We start from the raw sequence: 18,555 nt of genomic DNA, 5'->3' as shown, positions 1-18,555 counted from the left end.
GGCCGCCTTGATGCCGAGCTAAGCCTTAGAAGTCACGAGAAAGATTGTACCCCTACACGCGCAGCTGTCAGCCGTCGCGCTTCCAAAGCGGATGTGCCACCGGATCTTTGCGCCGCCAGAAAAACTTACGGAACACGTCGCTATATGAGGCAAAATAATAGCCGTCGTTGCGAGAAAGATAGCGCTCACGATTGCTGCGAAACAGCTCCGGCAACCGATACCAAGGCATCTTGGGATGCATATGATGCACCACATGCAAGTTATTGTTCAGGAAAATCCACGCCAGCGGCCCGCGATCCTCAATGATCACCGTGCGCCCCCGCGCCCGTTCATGCGCCTGATGCTCCAAAAAGGTGCGGATTTTTAGGATCGACAGCGCAGCATAGGCGCAGAGCAGATAAGCCCAGACGGGCACCGCCCCAAAGGTCCGCATCCACAAAACCACAAGCATCACCGCTGGCACATGCCACAGCCACCCCGCCAAAACCCGACGGTCTCCGCGCCGGATCGCCTGCCAATCACTGACCACAAAACACACTTGCCCGACCAGCGGCCCCACCAACAACCGCCCCACCAGCGTGTTGTTGAATAGAAGCACCGCCTGCCTCCATTTGGGCAAAGCTTGCCAGTCTTCTGCATAGAGGTAATTGCTTTCCGGATCGTCATAGGGATCGGTCAAACGGCTGTCCAAATGGTGGTCCAGATGCGTATCTTTGAAGCGCAGATAAGGCACAAACAGTCCAATTGCCGGAAACACCAGCGCGGCGTTCAAGATTTTGTTTTCAAATGGATGTCCATGCAGCACCTCATGGCTCAACGAGCTGTGCAACGCCAGCGCGACAATCGTCAGCACCATGCCCAAAGGCAGCCAAAGCTGCGCCGCCCAAACTGTGCCCAAAACATAAAGCCCGTAGCAACCTGCAACCAAAACAAGTGTGGGCCACTCCACTTTGGACAGGCGCCGCTCAGCCATGTTGCCGCCCCCAGCGCACACGGGACCACACCCGCTCGTAAATCACATACATGCTGAACCCCAATCCGGTGTTGATCAGCGCCATCTTCCCCCCAAGAGCCGCTGATCCGGTGGCCAAAATCCCCACCACGGACATCGATATGATGCCAATCACATTCCAAATCACCGCTTTCACGATGGAGCGTTTTTGTGTGTCCATTCTGTTGTCCCGTGCCTCAGTCTTCACAGATGTGTTACCGACAAAAAGCACGTTGCAGAATTCTGTATCTGATTAACAAAACTCGACAGATGTGATATTTATCCCCACATGAGTGAAATTATCGACAAATGGTTGCGCGCAGATCAGTTCCGCAAGCGCCTGGCCAGCGCCATGCGCAGCAAAGACATCACCCAAGCCGGCCTGGCCCGCAGCATTGGCGTGGACCGCTCCACCATCAGCCAACTGCTTAAGGATACTGGCGCCCGCTTGCCCAACGCACAGGTGGTGGGCGAATGTGCCGCTGCGCTTGGCGTCTCGGCGGACTGGCTGCTCTCCCTCACCGACCGGCCCGAAAACACCGCCGATATTCTTGCCAACGCATTGACCGTCACCAAAGCCCCGCGCGCCTTGGTGGATGAACAGATTTTTGCCTGGCATCAGGAAGCTGCGGGTTACAAAATTCGTCATGTGCCCGCCGGGCTGCCAGATATGCTCAAAACCAACGAGATGCTGGACTGGGAATATGCACCGCACCTTGGCCGGACCACGGAACAGGCGATCAACGCCTCACGCGACCGCCTCAATTGGATGCGCGAGTCGCAATCGGACTACGAAATAGCCCTGCCGATGCATGAAATGGCAGCCTTTGCCCGAGGCGAAGGATATTATGCGGGCCTGCCCGAAGACGTGCGCACCCAGCAACTCGATCACTTCGCCGATCTCAGCAGCCAGCTCTATCCACGCCTGCGCCTTTACCTGTTTGACGCACGCCGCCTCTATTCCAGTCCAATCACCGTCTTTGGTCCCCTACTGGCTGTGCTCTATCTGGGCCGCAACTATCTCGCCTTCCGCGACCGCGAACGCGTCACCAGCTTCACGGAGCACTTCGACGAGCTCATCAGGCAAGCAAATGTCACCGCCCGCCAAATCCCGGAACATGTGGAAATGCTGAAAGCAGAGATCGCAGCTTAAACTTTTGGATCCGGGTTCACCGTAAACCCATCCACGGCAATCACCTGTCCGCTCACCAGCCGCGCCTTGTCGCTGCACAAAAACACCGCCATCTCGGCCACATCACGCCCCTCTACGAAGGACCCCATAGCGGTGCCGGAGGCATAGCCCTCATAAACCGCATTCCGCGTCATGCCTTTGGCTTCTGCCTCACGCGCCAGCACCCCTTCCATGCGCGGTCCCTCAACAGAACCGGGACAAATCACATTGGCACGCACGCCAAACGGCCCCAACTCCATGGCCAGGGTTTTGGTCAGACCGATGACCGCCCATTTCGCCGCCGCATAGGGCGCGCGATAAGGATAGCCATATTGCCCTGCCGTGGATGAGGTCACCACAATCGCCCCCTCGCCCGCCGCCTTCATCATCGGCGCGGCATATTTGGCGGCCAGAAACGCGCCTTCGAGATTGACCGCCACACAGGCCTGCCAATCTTGCAGGTTTATATCTTCCACCGCCGCCGTTGGCCCGGCAACACCGGCATTTGCGCAAAGCGCATCCAGCCCGCCCCAGACTTGTCCAATCTCAGAAAACAAAACAGAAACAGCCGCCTCATCGGTCACATCCAATTGTGTCCTGCGCCAGTCTTCAGGCACCTCCGCCAAAGCCGTCGCATCCACATCCGCAACCCAAACCTGCCAGCCGTCGCGATCAAACACCTCCGCCATAGCCCGCCCAACACCAGACGCGCCCGCGGTGATCAGAACCCGCCCCGTCATCGGGGTTGCCCAACGTAGCGCCCGAGCCCCTCAGGTGCAGGCAAATCCGCCTGTGCTTCGCTGATCATCTTCAGGTTGGCGGCGATTTCCGGACTAAACGGCGCTGGCCGCCGGGTCTCAAGGCTCACGTGGATCAGGATATGCTCCGCCGTCGCCAGCAGTTTTTCGCCTGCATACATCTCATGCCAGAGGTGCATCTTCTTGCCCTCCGCCATCAGCACACGTGTCCGCACATCGATCACACTGCCCAGATGGGTCTCATCAATGTGCCGGATATGCGTCTCCGCCGTGAAAAAACTACCCCCCGTCGCGATGTACGCCTGGTCACAACCAATGATCTCCATCAGCCGGTCACTCGCATCCGCAAAGGCCTGCAAATAACGGCTTTCGGTCATATGTCCGTTGTAATCCAACCAATCCACCGGCACCGCGCGACGCACCGTCTCGATGGGTTGCATCGGGTTGGCTATGTCGCTGGCCCTTCGCACCAAACCAGCCGCCGCTGAGAGCTTGACGTCGTGCTGGTTGAGCACTGCACCCGATGCAAAATCCTGCGCTTTTAGCGCGCGCATCATGGCCACAAGGTTGTTGTCCCGTATCCGCTCCATTTCGCGGATTGTCAAATGGCCGGACTGCGCGTCACTTTGCCCGGCAATCAAATCCACCAACTCGTCAGTGAACTCCGGCACATCCATCAGCTTGGTCCAGGGCCATTCCAACGCCGGGCCAAACTGCGCCATGAAATGCTTCATGCCCGCCTCGCCACCAGCCACACGATAGGTGTCAAACAACCCCATCTGCGCCCAGCGAATGCCAAAACCCATGCGGATGGCCTCATCGATCTCTTCCGTGGTGGCAATCCCATCTTTCACCAACCAAAGCGCCTCGCGCCACACCGCCTCAAGGAACCGGTCCGCGATATGGGCATCAATTTCCTTGCGTACATGCAGCGGGAACATGCCCACGCCTTTGAGCGTTTCCTTGGCGCGCTCGATCAGCTCCGGCGGATTTTTCGCTGTTGGCACCAGTTCCACCAGCGGCATCAGGTAGACCGGGTTAAACGGATGTGTGACCACAATCTGCTCTGGCCGCGTCGCGCAGCCTTGTAACTCGCTGGGCTTAAACCCGCTGGTCGAGCTGCCCAAAATCGCCTCGGGGTCACAATGCTCCTGCAACGTCTGGTACACTTTGCGCTTAAGTTCCAACCGCTCTGGAACGCTTTCCTGTATCCAGCTCGCGCCCGCCACGGCCTCCGACATGGTCTCATGAAACGTGAGCGTCCCTTCCGCTGGCAAGGCCGTATCGCTCAACCCCGGCAAAGACACCCGCGCATTGGCAATCACTTCGCCAATCTTGCGCTCCGCCTCCGGGTCCGGGTCGAATACCCGCACATCCCAGCCATTGAGCAAAAACCGCGCCGCCCAGCCGCCGCCAATCACCCCACCGCCAATAATCGCTGCTGTCGCCATGGTCAGTTCTTTCCTTCTTCACAGCGCACCAGATTTGCGGTCACGCCACTTTCATTCAAAATCAAAAGCCGATCCTCATGGGTTACGAGGAACATCTGCGTCTCGCTGTAGGCATAGCCCGCATCCAGACACTCCGTGGTCAGCGCCCAACTGTTGGCCATGCCGGTGGGCTGGATTGTGCGGATGTCACAGCTCCACTCGATGCCAAAGAAGCCATCGCGCCCGTACCAGGTTGGGGTTTCATCTCCCACCGCTCCAGCCCGCGCGCACCAGGCAGCATTGCCGGTCCAATAGCCTTCCCAGAGCGGGCGCTCATCTGCCGCCAAGGGTGTTGCTGCCAAAATCGCAATCAGGGCTGTTCCAAATCTCTGTGTCATCCTCTTCCCTTTCCGCAGGAAACGGGTCGCCGCATGCCCAATCCACATCATAGCGTCCCCTCAAAAGGAGAGCTTACATGACCATCCAGTTTCACCCACTGCCCGCCGATCACATTGCCGCCATCCGCGACAGCCGCACCGACGCCTATGGCAACGCCGTTGAGGTTGCGATCAGCGACGGAGACGGCATCCCCTGCCGATCCTGCTTGAAGGTCACGCCCAAGGGCGCGCCCTTCCTGATCCTCGCGCACCGCCCGTTTGAAGGTCAAAACGCCTACACCGAAACCGGCCCGATCTTTTTGTGCGAAGACTGTGCTGGCACCGCGCCGTCCAGCACGCTGCCCAACATCCTGACCGCGCCGACTTACATTGTGCGTGGCTACTCGGCGGAGGAACGCATTGTCTACGGCACGGGCCAAGTGACCCCGACCGCGGACATTGCGGGCTACGCCGAAAGCCTGCTTGCGCGTGACGACATCGCCTTTGTTGATGTGCGCAGCGCGTCCAACAACTGCTTTCTGTGTCGGGTTAAGCCTGCAGAGTGATCCAACGGTTTTCTTAACGCGCAACACGTGCCGCGGAGGTCGATTTTTCGCACCTCCGCAAAACAGTCGCGATACAGACAACATACCGACGTGTTGCGCCCCACTGTGCAAACGCACCAAACCGCCAGTTCTAAAGCCTACATGCGCAGCTGTTGCCGCAACGCTCACCCTAGCGGCGCCCGCTTCACCAGCCCCAGTTTCTCGCGCACTTCTGCAGGCCCAATCACCCGCGCGCCCATGTTTTCAATGATGGTGCCTGCACGCTCCACAAGCTGCCAGTTTTGCGCCAACTCCCCTTTGCCAAGCCACAGGTTGTCCTCAAGCCCCACGCGCACATTGCCGCCCGCCAGCACCGCTGCCGCCACATAAGCCATCTGATTGCGGCCCAGCGAGAACGCGCTAAACGTCCAATCGTCCGGCACATTATTGACCATCGCCATAAAGGTGTTGAGGTCGTCCGGCGCTCCCCATGGCACGCCCATGCACAGCTGCACCAGCGCATCCGGCGCCAGCACGCCCTCTTTCACGAGCTCCTTGGCAAACCACAGGTGTCCGGTGTCAAAGGCCTCAATTTCAGGCTTAACCCCCAGGTCGGCCATCATTTTTCCCATGCTGCGCAGCATACCAGGCGTGTTGGTCATCACATAATCGGCTTCGGCAAAATTCATCGTGCCACAATCCAGCGTGCAGATTTCCGGGAGACATTCCGCCACATGCGCCACCCGCTCCGTAGCCCCTACCATGTCCGTCCCATCCACCGTGGGCAGCGGGCTTTCCACACCGCCAAACACAATGTCACCGCCCATACCAGCGGTCAGGTTGAGCACCATGTCCACCTCGCTGTCCCGAATGCGATCGGTGACCTCGCGATAGTAGCCAAGGTCGCGGCTTGGCGCGCCAGTCTCCGGGTCGCGCACATGGCAATGCACCACCGCAGCACCGGCTTTGGCCGCCGCAATCGCGCTCTCGGCAATCTGCTTCGGACTGCGCGGCACATGCGGGCTGCGGTCCTGCGTGCCACCCGATCCGGTCACGGCACAGGTGATGAAAACCTCGCGGTTCATTTGCAACGGCATGGCGATTCCTTTCGTGTTCCTTGCCCAACCGTACCGCACTTGCCACGCAACACTTCTCATTATACGAAATCAATATGTCTATTTCCGCAGAAACCAGCGTTTTCCGCCACGACCCAGCCCCTTTGAACGTCGCCATTCTGGTGCTGGACGACTGCAACACCCTCAGCTTCGCCGCCGCCGTGGACCCCATGCGCGCCGCAAACCGCCGGGCCGGAAAATCCCTGTTTGACTGGCAGTTTTACACCGCCACCGAGGTACCTGCGGATCTCACAAGTGGATTACAAATCAATGCCTTACCCATCGACCAACTGTTGCGCTGTGACCTCTTGTTGATCGTGGCCGGCTTTCGATTGGAAGAGCAAGCCACACCACGCCTATCGGCCTCCCTGCGACGGCTCTACGGCACCGGCACCACCATCGCCGCCATCGACGGAGGTCCGTGGATTCTGGCAGAAGCAGGCTTGCTGGACGGTCACAACGCCACCACCCACTGGGAAGACATCGAGAAATTCTCCCAACAATTCCCAAAGGTTACAACGCTACGAGATCGTTTTTGCATCTCAGACCGCATCGCAACCTCCGGCGGCGCCAGCCCCTGTATCGACATGATGCTTTATCTGATTGAAACCCGATACGGTGCGGATCTGGCCCGCCGCGTCAGCAGCGCTTTTGTCTATGACCCCATGCCCGCCAGCGCCCAGCGCCCCATTTCCATTCCCCGTGCGATCCACCACCATCCCAAGGTCATCACGGCGCTGGATCTCATGGGGCAGACGTTAGACACCCCACTCTCCATCCCAGAAATCGCAACAAAAACAGGGCTTTCCGCGCGCACCTTGGAACTCAACTTCCAAACCCACCTGCACAAATCCCCGCAAGCGGTCTATCTGACCATGCGCCTAGAGGAAGCCCTGCGCCTCGCCACAGACACGCAAACCCCGGTGCGCGACATCGCCCTTGCGACTGGGTTCAACAGCCCCACAAGCTTCGCCCGCGCTTTCAAGGCCGCACATGGCACCTCTGTACGATCCCTACGCAACAGACGACAGTAAGCCACTGATTTTATGAGACTCTAACGAGCCACCGCCAACAAGCCGTCCACATCCAGGTGGGCCTCGATGTGATCCGCCAACCGATCCAACACCGCCTCGACAGTGGCGTCATAACCTTCGTTGCCAACCTCTGCACCCAATGCCGCCAACCACGCCCGCCGAAACCCGTCGTCCCGGAACATGCCGTGCAGGTAGCTGCCGGAGACACGCCCATCCGCGGACACAGCCCCCTCATCACGCCCATTCACAGTGGCAAACGGCCGTGCTCTATCCACCCCATCGGTGCGCCCGATGTGGATTTCATACCCCCGAAACGCCTGCCCCGACGCCACATGCTGCGCGGCGGTTTCGGTCAAACGTTTGTCCTGTGTCATCTCCGTGACCACATCCAACAAGCTCAGACCTTCCGTTGTACCAGCCGCGCCTTCGATCCCATCCGGGTCGCGCACCTCTTGGCCAAGCATCTGATATCCGCCGCAAATCCCCAACACATGCCCCCCACGGCGCACATGCGCCAGAAGGTCCCCATCCCAGCCTTGTTCGCGCAGAAACGCCAGATCGCCCCGCGTGGATTTGCTGCCTGGGATGATCACCACATCTGTGTCACCCGGAATCGGCTCCCCCGCCCGCAACATCGTCAACGACACGCCCGGCTCCTGCGCCAAAGGGTCCAGATCATCAAAATTCGCAATCCGCGAGAGGCCAAGACAGACCACATTCAACCCGCCAGCCTTTTTGGCATTCTTGATGTCGAGCGCATCTTCGGCGGGCAATTTCCAAGCCTCGCCAAAATACGGCAACACCCCAAAGCCCGCCCAGCCGGTCGTGTCTTTAATCAGCTCGTAACCATCGTCAAACAAACTGGGATCACCGCGAAATTTGTTCACAAGGAAGCCCGCCACCAGCGCCGCGTCCTCTTCAGAGATCACCGCCTGCGTGCCAACAATCTGCGCGATCACGCCACCACGATCGATGTCCCCAGCCAACACCACCGGCACATCCGCCGCCTGCGCAAAGCCCATGTTGGCGATGTCACCGTTGCGCAGATTGACCTCTGCCGGGCTGCCAGCCCCTTCAACAATCACCAGATCATTTTTTGATTTCAGCCTGTTAAAACTCTCAAGCACCGCTTCCATTAGCTGCGGTTTTAACCTTGCATATTCCCGCGCTTTCACTGTGGTCAGCCGCTTGCCCTGCACCACAACTTGGCTGCCAACATCGGTTTCCGGCTTCAACAGCACCGGGTTCATATCCACTGTTAACGCTTTGCCACAGGCCAAAGCCTGTAGCGCCTGCGCCCGCCCAATCTCGCCGCCGTCGCTGGTCACAGCCGCGTTGTTGGACATGTTTTGCGGCTTAAATGGCGCCACAGACAGCCCCCGACGCGCCGCCGCCCGACACAGCCCAGCCACCAACATCGACTTACCAACATTGGAGCCAGTGCCTTGAATCATAAGCGCTTTGGTCACATTACACCTGCTTGGGCAAAAACGCCTCAACCGCCGCGGAGGCGATCACCAACACGTTGCCGTCATCCGGATTGGTCACGTTCATACCGCCAAACACGGCTTTCACCTCGGCGCGACCACGCGGCAGCTTCTCAGCCAGCGCGGCACAATCCACCTTCTTCGGCTCCTGCACGCCCACCGTCACCTGCACCCGCATTTCCTTTGGGTCTTTGCCAAGCGCAGCAAACATCGAGATAGCGGAATGGCGGATCGCATCCTCAATCGCCCGCGCGGCGGCCTTGGTGTAGTCCTGACCATATTGGTCGTTGCCCATGCCCATTTCGATAATGAAGCGCTGATCGCTCATGCCGCCACCTCCACATCCAGCGCCACAGAGATCGCCACATTGGCAATCACAGTTGGGTTTCCGCCATCGTAGCGCGGCACATCCAAGCCACCTTTCACAGGTTTTACAGTGACTTGGCCATAGGGAAAGATTGCAGCAATGACGTCTGCATCGAGTTTCTCGGGCTGCTGCACAGCCACTTCCACCGTGATGATCATCTCTGATTTGTCTTTGCCAAACAGCTCCGCGAGGTTGATCGAATTGTGCCACAACGCGTCTTTCACTGCCCGGCTTGCGGCTTCTGTATAGTCCTGCCGCCGCAACGACGAGCCCATGCCAAATTCGGTGAGCAAACGCTTCACGGTCATCAGAACTCCACCCCAGCCTGCGCTTTGATGCCGTCACGGAACGGGTGCTTTAGTAATGTCATCTCAGTCACCAAATCAGCCGCTTCAATCAGCTCCGGCTTGGCATTCCGCCCGGTCAACAGCACATGAGTCATGTCTGGCTTTTCGCTCAGCAGGAAATCGACCACATCATCGATGTTCAGGTAGTCATTGCGCAGCGCGATGTTGATTTCATCGAGCATCACAAACTTGTTCGCCGGGTCGCGGATCAGCTCTTTCGCCAGCTCCCAGCCCGCTTCGGCCTTGGCGATGTCGCGCTCGCGGTCCTGCGTTTCCCAGGTAAAGCCTTCGCCGGACACGTGAAATTTCACTTCCTCGGCAAAGTGCTCTTCCAAAAACGCGCGTTCGCCAGTCGCCATCGCGCCTTTGATGAACTGAACCACAGCCACCGGCATCTCGTGGGCAATGCAGCGCATGATCATGCCAAACCCGGACGAACTTTTGCCCTTGCCCGGCCCAGTATGCACCATGATCAGACCCTTTTCTTCGGTCTTGCTGGCCATCATCCGATCCCGCGCCGCCTTGATTTTTGCCATCTTGGCCTTGTGACGCTCGTTATGTTCGACGCTATCAGACATGCTGCCTCTCCGTTCCGACTTGACTCAGCCGTGATGATTGCCCATTCGGGTGTCGCTGGTTCCTGCTCGCTTGAGCAGGTGAAAAGGGAATGTGAAACGGGCCTGTCGTCAAGGCCCAAAGCGCAGCCGCCCCCGCGACCGTGACCGGAGAGGTCCGCCAAACGCCACTGGAACGATCCGGGAAGGCAGGCAGACCGCAGGCATCTGATGCCAGGATCCGCAAGCCGGGAGACCTGCCCGCACAAATGACATGAACCGGACGGGGTGTTTCGGTGTCGGGCTCTCCAAGATGTCCCGTGTTGCCCCGTCCCTGAAAAGGGACTGAATACCAATGGCTGACGCAACCGCGCCTGTCGAACTACTCGTCTGCACCACCTGTCGTGCCGGCCAGCCAACCGACGTTGAGGGGCCCCGCCCTGGCACGCAACTATTTGATGCACTTAATGCCTCTGATCTGCCTGAGAATGTCACAATCAAAGGCGTGGAATGCTTTTCCAACTGTGATTTTGGCTGTTCCATCACCATTCGCGGTGGTGATGAGCGCTGGACTTATGTCTATGGCAATTTCACTGGCGGAGATGATGCGGACCTGGTTGCAGACGGCGTGACCAAATACGCCGCAACCGCTGATGGTCTTGTCCCGTGGCGCGAACGCTCCACCCATTTCCGCAAAAACTGCATCGCCCGCATCCCCCCTCTGGAGACCACATAATGAGCACCCTTGAGAAACTCCCCGTCACCGTCATCACCGGCTTTCTGGGCTCCGGCAAAACCACTTTGGTGCGCAGCCTGATGCAAAAGCCACAGGGCAAGCGCCTTGCCGTGATCGTAAATGAATTTGGCGACGTGGGTGTAGATGGTGAGATCCTCAAATCCTGCGCCATTCCGGATTGCCCGGCGGAAAACATTCTGGAGCTGGCCAACGGTTGCATTTGTTGCACGGTCGCGGATGACTTTATCCCCACCATCGAAGCGCTGATGGCGCTGGAACCACGGCCTGAGCACATCCTGATTGAGACCTCCGGCCTGGCGCTGCCCAAGCCGCTGCTGAAGGCGTTTGACTGGCCCGATATCCGCTCCAAGATCACGGTCGACGGCGTGATTGCTTTGGCCGATGCCGAGGCGGTGGCGGATGGCCGTTTTGCCACCAACGTCGCCGCTGTGGATGCCCAGCGCGAAGCGGACGAAGGGTTGGACCACGAGACACCCTTGTCGGAGGTCTTTCAGGATCAGATCAACTGCGCCGATATCGTGTTGTTGACCAAGCCTGACTTGGCCGGCCCGGAAGGCACAGCCAAGGCCAAGGAGATCGTACTGAAAGCTGCCCCACGCGCGCTGCCAGTTGTGGAAGTGGCTGAAGGCGAAGTCGATCCGCGTGTGATTCTGGGGCTCGAAGCCGCAGCCGAAGACGACATCGACGCGCGTCCGTCGCATCACGAGGACCATCATCACCACCACGATCATGACCATGATCACGACGACGATCACCACCATCATCACGGGCACGACCACGATCACGATGCCTTCAACAGCATTGTGGTAGATGTGCCTGAACAGTCTGATCCAGCGACCTTTGCCGCCAAGATCGAGAAAATGGCCAAAGATCAGAACATCTTGCGTGTGAAAGGCTATGCCGCTGTGGTAGGCAAACCCATGCGTTTGCTGGTGCAAGCGGTCGGTGCACGTGTGCGGCATCAGTTCGACCGCCCGTGGAAACCCGAAGAAGGTCGCCAAGGCCGCATGGTCGTGATTGCCGAACAGGGTGACGTAAACGTCGATGCGATCCGCGCAGCTCTGGTAGACTAAGCCCCATGCACGTTGTCTTTCGCGAAAGCCATGGTCTGGATGAGGCCGACACACCAATGGACCTGGGTCAAACCCCGGCCGATCTTGTGGTGTTGTCTTTCTCTGACAGTGACCTCGGGGCTTTCGCGGCAGGCTGGCACCGCAGCAAAGGCGACCTGCCCACGCTGCGACTGGCCAATCTGACAGCACTTAAACATCCGCTGTCGGTTGACACCTACATCGAACAGACATTGGTCGGCGCCAAGGCCATTCTGATCCGGCTGATTGGCGGGATTTCTTACTGGCAATACGGAATTCAACAGGTGCAGGCGCTGGCCCAGGAAAAAGGCATCGCGCTGGCGGTGTTGCCAGCCGACGGGCGCCCGGACGAGCGGTTGAATGAAGTCTCCACCCTGCCCGCCTCCACGCTGCACCGTTTGACCCACCTGTGTGACACCGGCGGCGCGATTGCAGCGCAGGCTGCGCTCGCTCAACTTGCTTTGGCTGCTGGACTTTACGCCAAACCGGTCATGGGCTCCAAGGCGCTGCCAGACCACGGTGGGTGGACGCCGGAAGGCGGCCTTTGTGACCCACTGGCATACCGCGACACAGAAAAGCCTTTGATCGCCCTGACGTTTTATCGCGCTTACGTCAGTTCCGCCGATACAGCCCCGATTGAAGCGCTGTTTGATGAGTTCCGTGGGCGCGGTTTTGACGTCGTTGGTCTATTTGCCCCCTCGCTGAAAGTTCCCGCCTCAGCAGCATGGCTGGCGAACACGCTCCAAGAGCTCTCCCCCGCCGCCATAGTGAATGCCACATCCTTCTCCGGCAAAGGCGACAGCGGCACGTCGCCGCTGGATGCCACCGATGCACCCGTGTTTCAGGTCGCGCTTGCGACCTCACGCAAGAAAGCTTGGGCGGAGTCCGAGCGCGGCTTGGCTCCAGCAGACCTCGCGATGCATGTGGTTCTGCCGGAAGTCGACGGACGTCTCTTTGCAGGCGTGATTTCGTTCAAGGAGCCCGGCAAAAAAGACGACGCGTTGGAATACTCCCGCTTTGCCCACCGCGCTTTGCCAGAACGTATTGCGGCGGTGGCCGACAAGGTCGAAGGCTGGGTTTCGCTCGCTAAGAGACCCAATGCGGACAAACGAATTGCCTGTGTTCTGAGCACCTATCCCAGCAAAGACTGGAATATGGCGCATGCGGTTGGACTAGACCCTCTGGCCAGCGTCGAGGCCATTCTTGTCGATTTGCAGAACCCGGGGTTTCAGACCGCAACCGCCGGCAAACTCGACGACGCGCTACTGGCGGAAACCCTGTCTTGGTCTCTTGCGGACTACTACGCCGCGTTGGCAACGCTGCCCGAAGCACTACGCAACGACGTGACCGAGGTTTGGGGCGCTCCCGAAAACGACCCGACTTTTGCAAACGGCGCTTTCCACTTCAAAGCCACAAAACGCGGCAACGTGCTTGTTGCTCTGCAGCCCGAACGCGGCAGTGATCAGCAACGCGAAGACGAATACCACGATCTCTCTCGTGTCCCGCGCCACAGCTATGTCGCCTTCTATCTGTGGCTGCGCCATACGCTCAAATCCGATGCGCTGATCCATATGGGTGCACACGGCACATTGGAATGGCTGCCGGGCAAATCCGTGGCGCTTTGCGATGACTGCTGGCCCGAGGCGCTGATTGGCGATCTGCCGGTGATCTACCCGTTTATTGTGAACGACCCCGGTGAGGCCGCCCAAGCCAAACGTCGCATCAACGCGCTTACGCTTGGCCATGTGCCGCCGCCGCTTAAGCAATCTGCAACGCCGGACCGGTTTGCCCGCCTGGAAACCATTCTCGACGAGTTTTCCAACGCCGATGGGTTGGATCCCAAACGCCGTGACCGGCTGCAAACCGACATTCGAGACGAGGCGGAAGCGCTTGGTTTGCAATCGGAATTGGGAATGGACGCAGCGACATCTTTGGCTGAAGCCATCACCCGTATCGACACTTTTGTCTGCGACATCAAGGAAAGCCAGTTTGGCGACGGCTTGCACATCTATGGCCGCGCGCCGCAGACCGCTGGCGACTTTAACGCCGCGCCATCTGCCACCGCAGAAAGGGACGCACTGATCAAAGCGCTCGAAGGCAAACGCATTGAAGCGGGCCCGTCCGGCTCGCCTTACCGTGGCCGCCATGATGTGCTGCCTACCGGACGCAATCTTTACACCACAGACCCTCGCTCGGTTCCGTCGCGGTCTGCCTATTCGCAGGGTGTGAAACTCGCCGAAGAGCTGGTCCGTCGCCATCTGCAAGAAGAAGGCGACTATCCCAGAAACCTGATTGTGGATCTCTGGGGCTCCGCCACCATGCGCACAGCGGGCGAAGAGTTTGCCATGGCTCTGCATCTTTTGGGCGCGAAACCCGTTTGGGACGAAGGCTCTGAACGTGTGTCCGGTGTGGAAATTCTGCCGATCGCCCTGTTGGAGCGCCCCCGCATCGACGTCACCTTACGTGTCTCTGGCCTGTTCCGCGACGTGTTCCCAACGCTCTCCACTCTGTTTGGCCAAGCTGTGAAGGCGCTCTCCGAACGCGACGAGGCCGCCGATTGGAACCCCTTTGCAGGCCGCATCACCGCACCGCGTGTCTATGGCCCTGCGCCGGGCAGCTATGGCCTTGGCATGGGGCATGAGATCGAGAACTATTCCGATGAGGGCCGTAAAAACGCTGGCGAAGCCTGGCTCAACGCCTCCGCCTATGCGCTCGACACCGGTGAAGGCACCAAAGACCTTGATGGCATCCGCAGCCGCGTGGGTGCGGCGGACAGCTTTGTTCACCTGCAAGATCTGCCAGAAACCGATGTGCTGGTGGCCTCCGATTATGCGGCCCACGAGGCGGGCTTTGCCGCAGCGCAGGCCATCACTGGTGGGGAGGCCAATCTCTACCACATGGACAACACCAGCCCGGAAAAACCGCGCGCGCGCAGCCTGACCGAAGAGATTGCCCGCGTGGTGCATGCCCGTGCGACCAACCCAGACTGGCTCGCCGGCATGATGCGGCATGGCTTCCGCGGCGGCGCCGAGATTGCCGCAACGCTGGATCATATGGGAGCCTTTGCCAACTTGGCAGGAGCGGTACCACCGCAACTGTTTGACGCGTACCACGATGCCACCTTGGGCAACGAAAAAATTGTCGCCTTCCTTGAGCGTGAAAACCCGCAAGCTTTGGCCGCTATGCGGGACCGCTTCGCCGCGCTGCATGACGCGGGCCTGTGGGTCACCCGGCGCAACTCCATTCTCGCAGATCTGGAGCGCGTCTCATGAGCCGCCCGGACGCCAAAGGCTGGTGCCCCGGAGCCTACAAACCCATGATGTCCGGCGACGGTTTGGTGGTGCGCGTGCGCCCCGTGATGGCACGATTGACGCAAGAGCAGGCTCTGGGGCTGTGCGAAACAGCAGATCGATTTGGCTCCGGCTTGATCGACCTGACAAGTCGCGCCAACCTGCAAATTCGCGGCGTTAAAGAAGCGGACCACGGGGCGGTCTTGGCGGCGCTGCACAAACTCAACCTGCTGCCGGATGACCCCGCTCTGGAAAGCCGACGCAACATCCTGATCCCGCCACTGTGGCAGGAAGGCGATGACACACACCGCGTGGCTACCGAATTGGTGGCCTGTCTTGGTGAACTCCCTAGCCTACCACCAAAAATGGGCTACGCCATCGACCTGCAAGGCGGCCCGCAACTCTCTGACAAATCAGCAGACTTCCGCATTGAGCGCGACGCCAACGATGGCATGATTCTGCGCGCTGACGGGGCGTCTCGCGGACGCGTCGTGACTGTGGACACTGCCGTAGACGCTGTTCTGGAAATGGCGCAGTGGTTTGTTGACACGGATGGCCCCGCGCGCCGCCGCATGGCCGCGCATGTGGCTCTAACGCCTTTGCCAGCGGACTGGCAGGCCGTGCCACCTGCCGCCTCACAAAAGCCGCCTGAGCCCGGAGAGACACCTTTCGGCGCGATGTTTGGTGTGGCTTTTGGCCAAATCGAAGCGGCGCAATTGGCACATTTGGTCACAGCAACCGATGCAGACGCCATGCGCGTGACACCGTGGCGGCTGTTTTTGGTGGAAGGCGCGCAGATGGTGGACACAGAGATGTTCATCACTGACGCGCACGACCCACTCTTAAACGTAAACGCATGCCCCGGCGCGCCACTGTGCAACTCCGCCACCGTGGAAACGCGCAACCTAGCGCGCCAACTGACAAGCAAATTTCCAACACCACTGCATATCTCGGGCTGCGCCAAAGGCTGCGCCCTGCCACGCCCCTGTGCGACAACGTTGGTCGGCAATGACGGCGCATTTGATCTTGTGAAAAATGGCCACCCATGGGATGCGCCTGTAAAAACCGGTCTCACACCGGACATCTTGCTTGAAGCCCGAGGAGAGCTTTAGTGCCCTACGAATACGAAAAAAATGGTCAGGCGATCTATGATGAGAGCTTCGCAACCATCCGGCGCGAAGCGGCGCTGAACGGTTTTGACAAAGACGAAGAGCAAGTTGTGGTGCGCATGATCCACGCTGCGGGCATGATCGGGTTGGAAGAGCACGTGAAATTCACGCCCGGTATGGTCGCAGCCTCGCGCAAAGCCATGGAAGATGGTGCGCCGATCTTTTGTGACGCGCGTATGGTCAGCGAAGGTGTGACCCGTCCTCGCTTGCCTGCCGACAACGAGGTGATCTGCACTCTGCACGCCGACGGCATCTATGAGTTGGCCGCCAAGATTGGCAACACCCGCTCCGCCGCCGCGCTGGAACATTGGCGCGACAAATTGGGCGGGGCGATTGTGGCCATTGGCAACGCACCCACCGCCCTCTTTCACCTGCTGAACATGCTCGAAGACCCGGACTGCCCGCGCCCTGCCGCCATCATCGGCTGCCCGGTGGGTTTTGTTGGCGCGATGGAAAGCAAAGATGCGCTGTGGAACGATCAACCCGTACCCTGCATGATTGTCGAAGGCCGCCTTGGCGGCTCCGCCATGACTGTGGCTGCCATCAACGCTATTGCGAGCCGCAAAGAATGACCCAGACCGGAACGATTTACGGCGTTGGGCTTGGCCCTGGCGAACCTGACCTGATGAGCGTGCGCTCGCACCGCCTTATTACCAACGCAAAACACGTTGCCTTCTTCCGCAAAGCGGGTCGCAAAGGTCAGGCACGCGCCATTGTTGATGGCATGTTGCCTGAGACAGCGATTGAGTTCCCGATGGAGTATCCGGTCACCACGGAAATCTCGGTACATGATCCACGCTACAACGCGGCGCTGTCCGCGTTCTATGAGGAGGTCACGCAACACCTGATCGCGCTGGCCAAGTCTGGCGAAGATGTGGTTGTGCTCTGCGAAGGTGACCCGTTCTTTTATGGCTCTTTCATGCACATCTATGCCCGCGTGCGCGATGTCGTTCCAACCCACGTTGTGCCTGCTATCACTGGCATGTCCGGTGCATGGACGGCCACCGAAGCGCCGATCACTTGGGGAGACGACGTCCTGACCGTGCTGATGGGCACGTTGGATGAAGAAAAACTCACACGACACATGGCGGACACGGACGCTTTGGTGGTGATGAAAATTGGCTCCAACTACGACAAAGTCATCCGCGCCTTGAAGGCATCAAATCGCTATGACGAAGCCTGGTTGGTGCAATTTGCCACTATGCAAAAACAAAGCGTGCAAAAGCTGTCAGAAACCACAGATCACGGCACGCCCTATTTCTCGATCATAGTGGTGCACGGACAAGGACGGCGCCCATGAGAGGCTGGGTTCAGATTGTAGGCATTGGGCCCGGTGACGACGCGCTGGTGACACCCCAAGTACAAGCTGTTTTGGCCGAGGCAACCGACGCTGTCGGGTACATCCCTTATGTGGAGCGCGTGGCTCAAAACCCTAGTCTGACCCTGCATGCCTCCGACAATCGCGTGGAAATTGACCGCTCCCGCCATGCTCTGGAGATGGCAGTGGACGGTAAACGCGTGGTGGTGGTCAGCTCCGGCGACCCTGGTGTGTTTGCCATGGCGGCGGCGGTGTTTGAAGCTGTGGAACACGGTGAGCCAGAATGGCGCGATCTCGACATTCGCGTTTTGCCCGGCATCACCGCCATGTTGGCTGCCTCTGCGGCTTGCGGTGCCCCACTGGGCCATGATTTCTGCGCCATCAACCTCAGCGACAATCTGAAGCCGTGGGAGCTCATAGACAAACGTCTGCGACTTGCGGCTGAAGCGGACTTTGCCATGGCGTTTTACAATCCACGCTCAAAGTCCCGCCCGGAAGGCTTTGAAAAGGCGCTCAAAACACTCAAGGCAAGCTGCGGCGACAATCGCCCAATGATCTTTGCCCGCAACGTCTCCCGCCCGGACCAAACGATCAAAATTGTGCCTCTGCAAGAGACGATGCCGGACATGGCCGACATGCGCACAGTTGTGCTTTTGGGGTCCAGCCAGACCCGGATTATCGAACGTGAGGGTGCACCCATCGTCTACACTCCACGCTCGGTGGAGGGTTAAGTGACTTGGAGTGCCGGTCACAC

20 protein-coding genes and 1 riboswitch are annotated in these 18,555 nt (G+C 59.2%); of the genes, 10 read left to right on the top strand and 10 right to left on the bottom strand.

Annotated elements, in window-relative coordinates; genetic code table 11:
• Positions 1-67 precede the first annotated feature (67 nt).
• Together JXR15_RS08955 and JXR15_RS08950 are read right to left on the bottom strand one after the other, a co-directional pair.
• Positions 68-973, bottom strand: a complete 906-nt coding sequence (locus tag JXR15_RS08955; RefSeq protein ID WP_422052891.1) for a fatty acid desaturase — start codon at positions 971-973, stop codon at positions 68-70.
• Positions 966-1,172 (bottom strand): DUF2061 domain-containing protein, encoded by a 207-nt coding sequence (locus JXR15_RS08950; RefSeq protein WP_299419284.1) that lies wholly within the window; start codon positions 1,170-1,172, stop codon positions 966-968. Before JXR15_RS08950 ends, JXR15_RS08955 begins: the two co-directional genes overlap by 8 nt.
• 108 nt (positions 1,173-1,280) lie before the next feature.
• Here JXR15_RS08950 and JXR15_RS08945 point away from each other — a divergent pair, with 108 nt between their 5' ends.
• Positions 1,281-2,144, top strand: coding sequence for a helix-turn-helix domain-containing protein (locus tag JXR15_RS08945; RefSeq protein WP_422052890.1), 864 nt, complete (start codon positions 1,281-1,283; stop codon positions 2,142-2,144).
• On the opposite strand, the gene JXR15_RS08940 is transcribed toward JXR15_RS08945, so the two are convergent.
• From JXR15_RS08940 to JXR15_RS08930, 3 genes are read right to left on the bottom strand one after another with little or no spacing between them, the layout of a single operon-like run.
• Positions 2,141-2,902: an SDR family oxidoreductase gene (locus JXR15_RS08940; protein ID WP_422052889.1), complete on the bottom strand. Its 762-nt coding sequence runs from the start codon at positions 2,900-2,902 to the stop codon at positions 2,141-2,143. The two genes, JXR15_RS08945 and JXR15_RS08940, sit on opposite strands and share 4 nt — an antisense overlap.
• Positions 2,899-4,371 carry a carnitine 3-dehydrogenase gene (locus tag JXR15_RS08935; protein ID WP_422052888.1) on the bottom strand — a complete coding sequence of 491 codons (1,473 nt, stop codon included), beginning with the start codon at positions 4,369-4,371 and terminating at the stop codon, positions 2,899-2,901. Before JXR15_RS08935 ends, JXR15_RS08940 begins: the two co-directional genes overlap by 4 nt.
• A gap of 2 nt (positions 4,372-4,373) precedes the next feature.
• Entirely contained in the window at positions 4,374-4,748 is a 375-nt protein-coding gene (locus JXR15_RS08930) for a hypothetical protein (protein ID WP_422052887.1), read from the bottom strand.
• Positions 4,749-4,825: 77 nt separating this feature from the next.
• Here JXR15_RS08930 and JXR15_RS08925 point away from each other — a divergent pair, with 77 nt between their 5' ends.
• Positions 4,826-5,293, top strand: coding sequence for a DUF1203 domain-containing protein (locus JXR15_RS08925; RefSeq protein WP_422052886.1), 468 nt, complete (start codon positions 4,826-4,828; stop codon positions 5,291-5,293).
• Between the two features lie 164 nt (positions 5,294-5,457).
• Here the strand turns inward: JXR15_RS08925 and JXR15_RS08920 are convergent, their stop codons facing one another.
• The gene (locus tag JXR15_RS08920; protein ID WP_422052885.1) at positions 5,458-6,369 is read right to left on the bottom strand and encodes a 3-keto-5-aminohexanoate cleavage protein; all 912 of its coding nucleotides are present in this window, start codon (positions 6,367-6,369) and stop codon (positions 5,458-5,460) included.
• A 74-nt stretch (positions 6,370-6,443) separates the two neighbouring features.
• On the opposite strand from JXR15_RS08920, the gene JXR15_RS08915 reads away from it, so the two are divergent.
• Complete coding sequence (locus tag JXR15_RS08915) at positions 6,444-7,421, top strand: GlxA family transcriptional regulator (RefSeq protein ID WP_422052884.1); 978 nt, start codon at positions 6,444-6,446, stop codon at positions 7,419-7,421.
• Between the two features lie 20 nt (positions 7,422-7,441).
• Here JXR15_RS08915 and JXR15_RS08910 read toward each other — a convergent pair whose 3' ends face one another.
• Genes JXR15_RS08910 through cobO form a run of 4 tightly spaced genes read right to left on the bottom strand, consistent with a single transcriptional unit; the run spans position 7,442 to position 10,200 of the window.
• Entirely contained in the window at positions 7,442-8,875 is a 1,434-nt protein-coding gene (locus JXR15_RS08910; RefSeq protein ID WP_422053706.1) for a cobyric acid synthase, read from the bottom strand.
• A gap of 16 nt (positions 8,876-8,891) precedes the next feature.
• Complete coding sequence (locus JXR15_RS08905) at positions 8,892-9,236, bottom strand: Lin0512 family protein (RefSeq protein ID WP_422052883.1); 345 nt, start codon at positions 9,234-9,236, stop codon at positions 8,892-8,894.
• Entirely contained in the window at positions 9,233-9,583 is a 351-nt protein-coding gene (locus tag JXR15_RS08900; protein ID WP_422052882.1) for a Lin0512 family protein, read from the bottom strand. The genes JXR15_RS08905 and JXR15_RS08900 overlap by 4 nt, the downstream gene beginning before the upstream one ends.
• Positions 9,583-10,200, bottom strand: a complete 618-nt coding sequence (cobO, locus tag JXR15_RS08895) for a cob(I)yrinic acid a,c-diamide adenosyltransferase (protein ID WP_422052881.1) — start codon at positions 10,198-10,200, stop codon at positions 9,583-9,585. The genes JXR15_RS08900 and cobO overlap by 1 nt, the downstream gene beginning before the upstream one ends.
• Before the next feature lie 39 nt (positions 10,201-10,239).
• Positions 10,240-10,455, top strand: a riboswitch (cobalamin riboswitch).
• 76 nt (positions 10,456-10,531) lie between these two features.
• Between cobO and JXR15_RS08890 the strand changes: the two genes are divergently transcribed.
• From JXR15_RS08890 to cobJ, 7 genes are read left to right on the top strand one after another with little or no spacing between them, the layout of a single operon-like run.
• Complete coding sequence (locus JXR15_RS08890) at positions 10,532-10,912, top strand: DUF1636 family protein (protein WP_422052880.1); 381 nt, start codon at positions 10,532-10,534, stop codon at positions 10,910-10,912.
• Positions 10,912-12,006 carry a cobalamin biosynthesis protein CobW gene (cobW, locus tag JXR15_RS08885; protein ID WP_422052879.1) on the top strand — a complete coding sequence of 365 codons (1,095 nt, stop codon included), beginning with the start codon at positions 10,912-10,914 and terminating at the stop codon, positions 12,004-12,006. Before JXR15_RS08890 ends, cobW begins: the two co-directional genes overlap by 1 nt.
• Before the next feature lie 5 nt (positions 12,007-12,011).
• Positions 12,012-15,296, top strand: a complete 3,285-nt coding sequence (gene cobN / locus JXR15_RS08880) for a cobaltochelatase subunit CobN (RefSeq protein ID WP_422052878.1) — start codon at positions 12,012-12,014, stop codon at positions 15,294-15,296.
• Positions 15,293-16,426, top strand: coding sequence for a precorrin-3B synthase (gene cobG, locus JXR15_RS08875; protein ID WP_422052877.1), 1,134 nt, complete (start codon positions 15,293-15,295; stop codon positions 16,424-16,426). The genes cobN and cobG overlap by 4 nt, the downstream gene beginning before the upstream one ends.
• The gene (locus tag JXR15_RS08870; protein ID WP_422052876.1) at positions 16,426-17,055 is read left to right on the top strand and encodes a precorrin-8X methylmutase; all 630 of its coding nucleotides are present in this window, start codon (positions 16,426-16,428) and stop codon (positions 17,053-17,055) included. The genes cobG and JXR15_RS08870 overlap by 1 nt, the downstream gene beginning before the upstream one ends.
• Entirely contained in the window at positions 17,052-17,783 is a 732-nt protein-coding gene (gene cobI, locus JXR15_RS08865; RefSeq protein ID WP_422052875.1) for a precorrin-2 C(20)-methyltransferase, read from the top strand. Before JXR15_RS08870 ends, cobI begins: the two co-directional genes overlap by 4 nt.
• Positions 17,780-18,532: a precorrin-3B C(17)-methyltransferase gene (gene cobJ / locus JXR15_RS08860; RefSeq protein ID WP_422052874.1), complete on the top strand. Its 753-nt coding sequence runs from the start codon at positions 17,780-17,782 to the stop codon at positions 18,530-18,532. The genes cobI and cobJ overlap by 4 nt, the downstream gene beginning before the upstream one ends.
• The last annotated feature ends 23 nt before the right edge of the window (positions 18,533-18,555 follow it).

Origin of the sequence: Shimia sp. (genome assembly GCF_049116215.1) — a bacterium.
In the GTDB taxonomy this organism is placed as follows: domain Bacteria; phylum Pseudomonadota; class Alphaproteobacteria; order Rhodobacterales; family Rhodobacteraceae; genus Shimia.
Note: the sequence above shows the minus strand (reverse complement) of the source record. Positions and strands in the feature narration are given on the sequence as shown.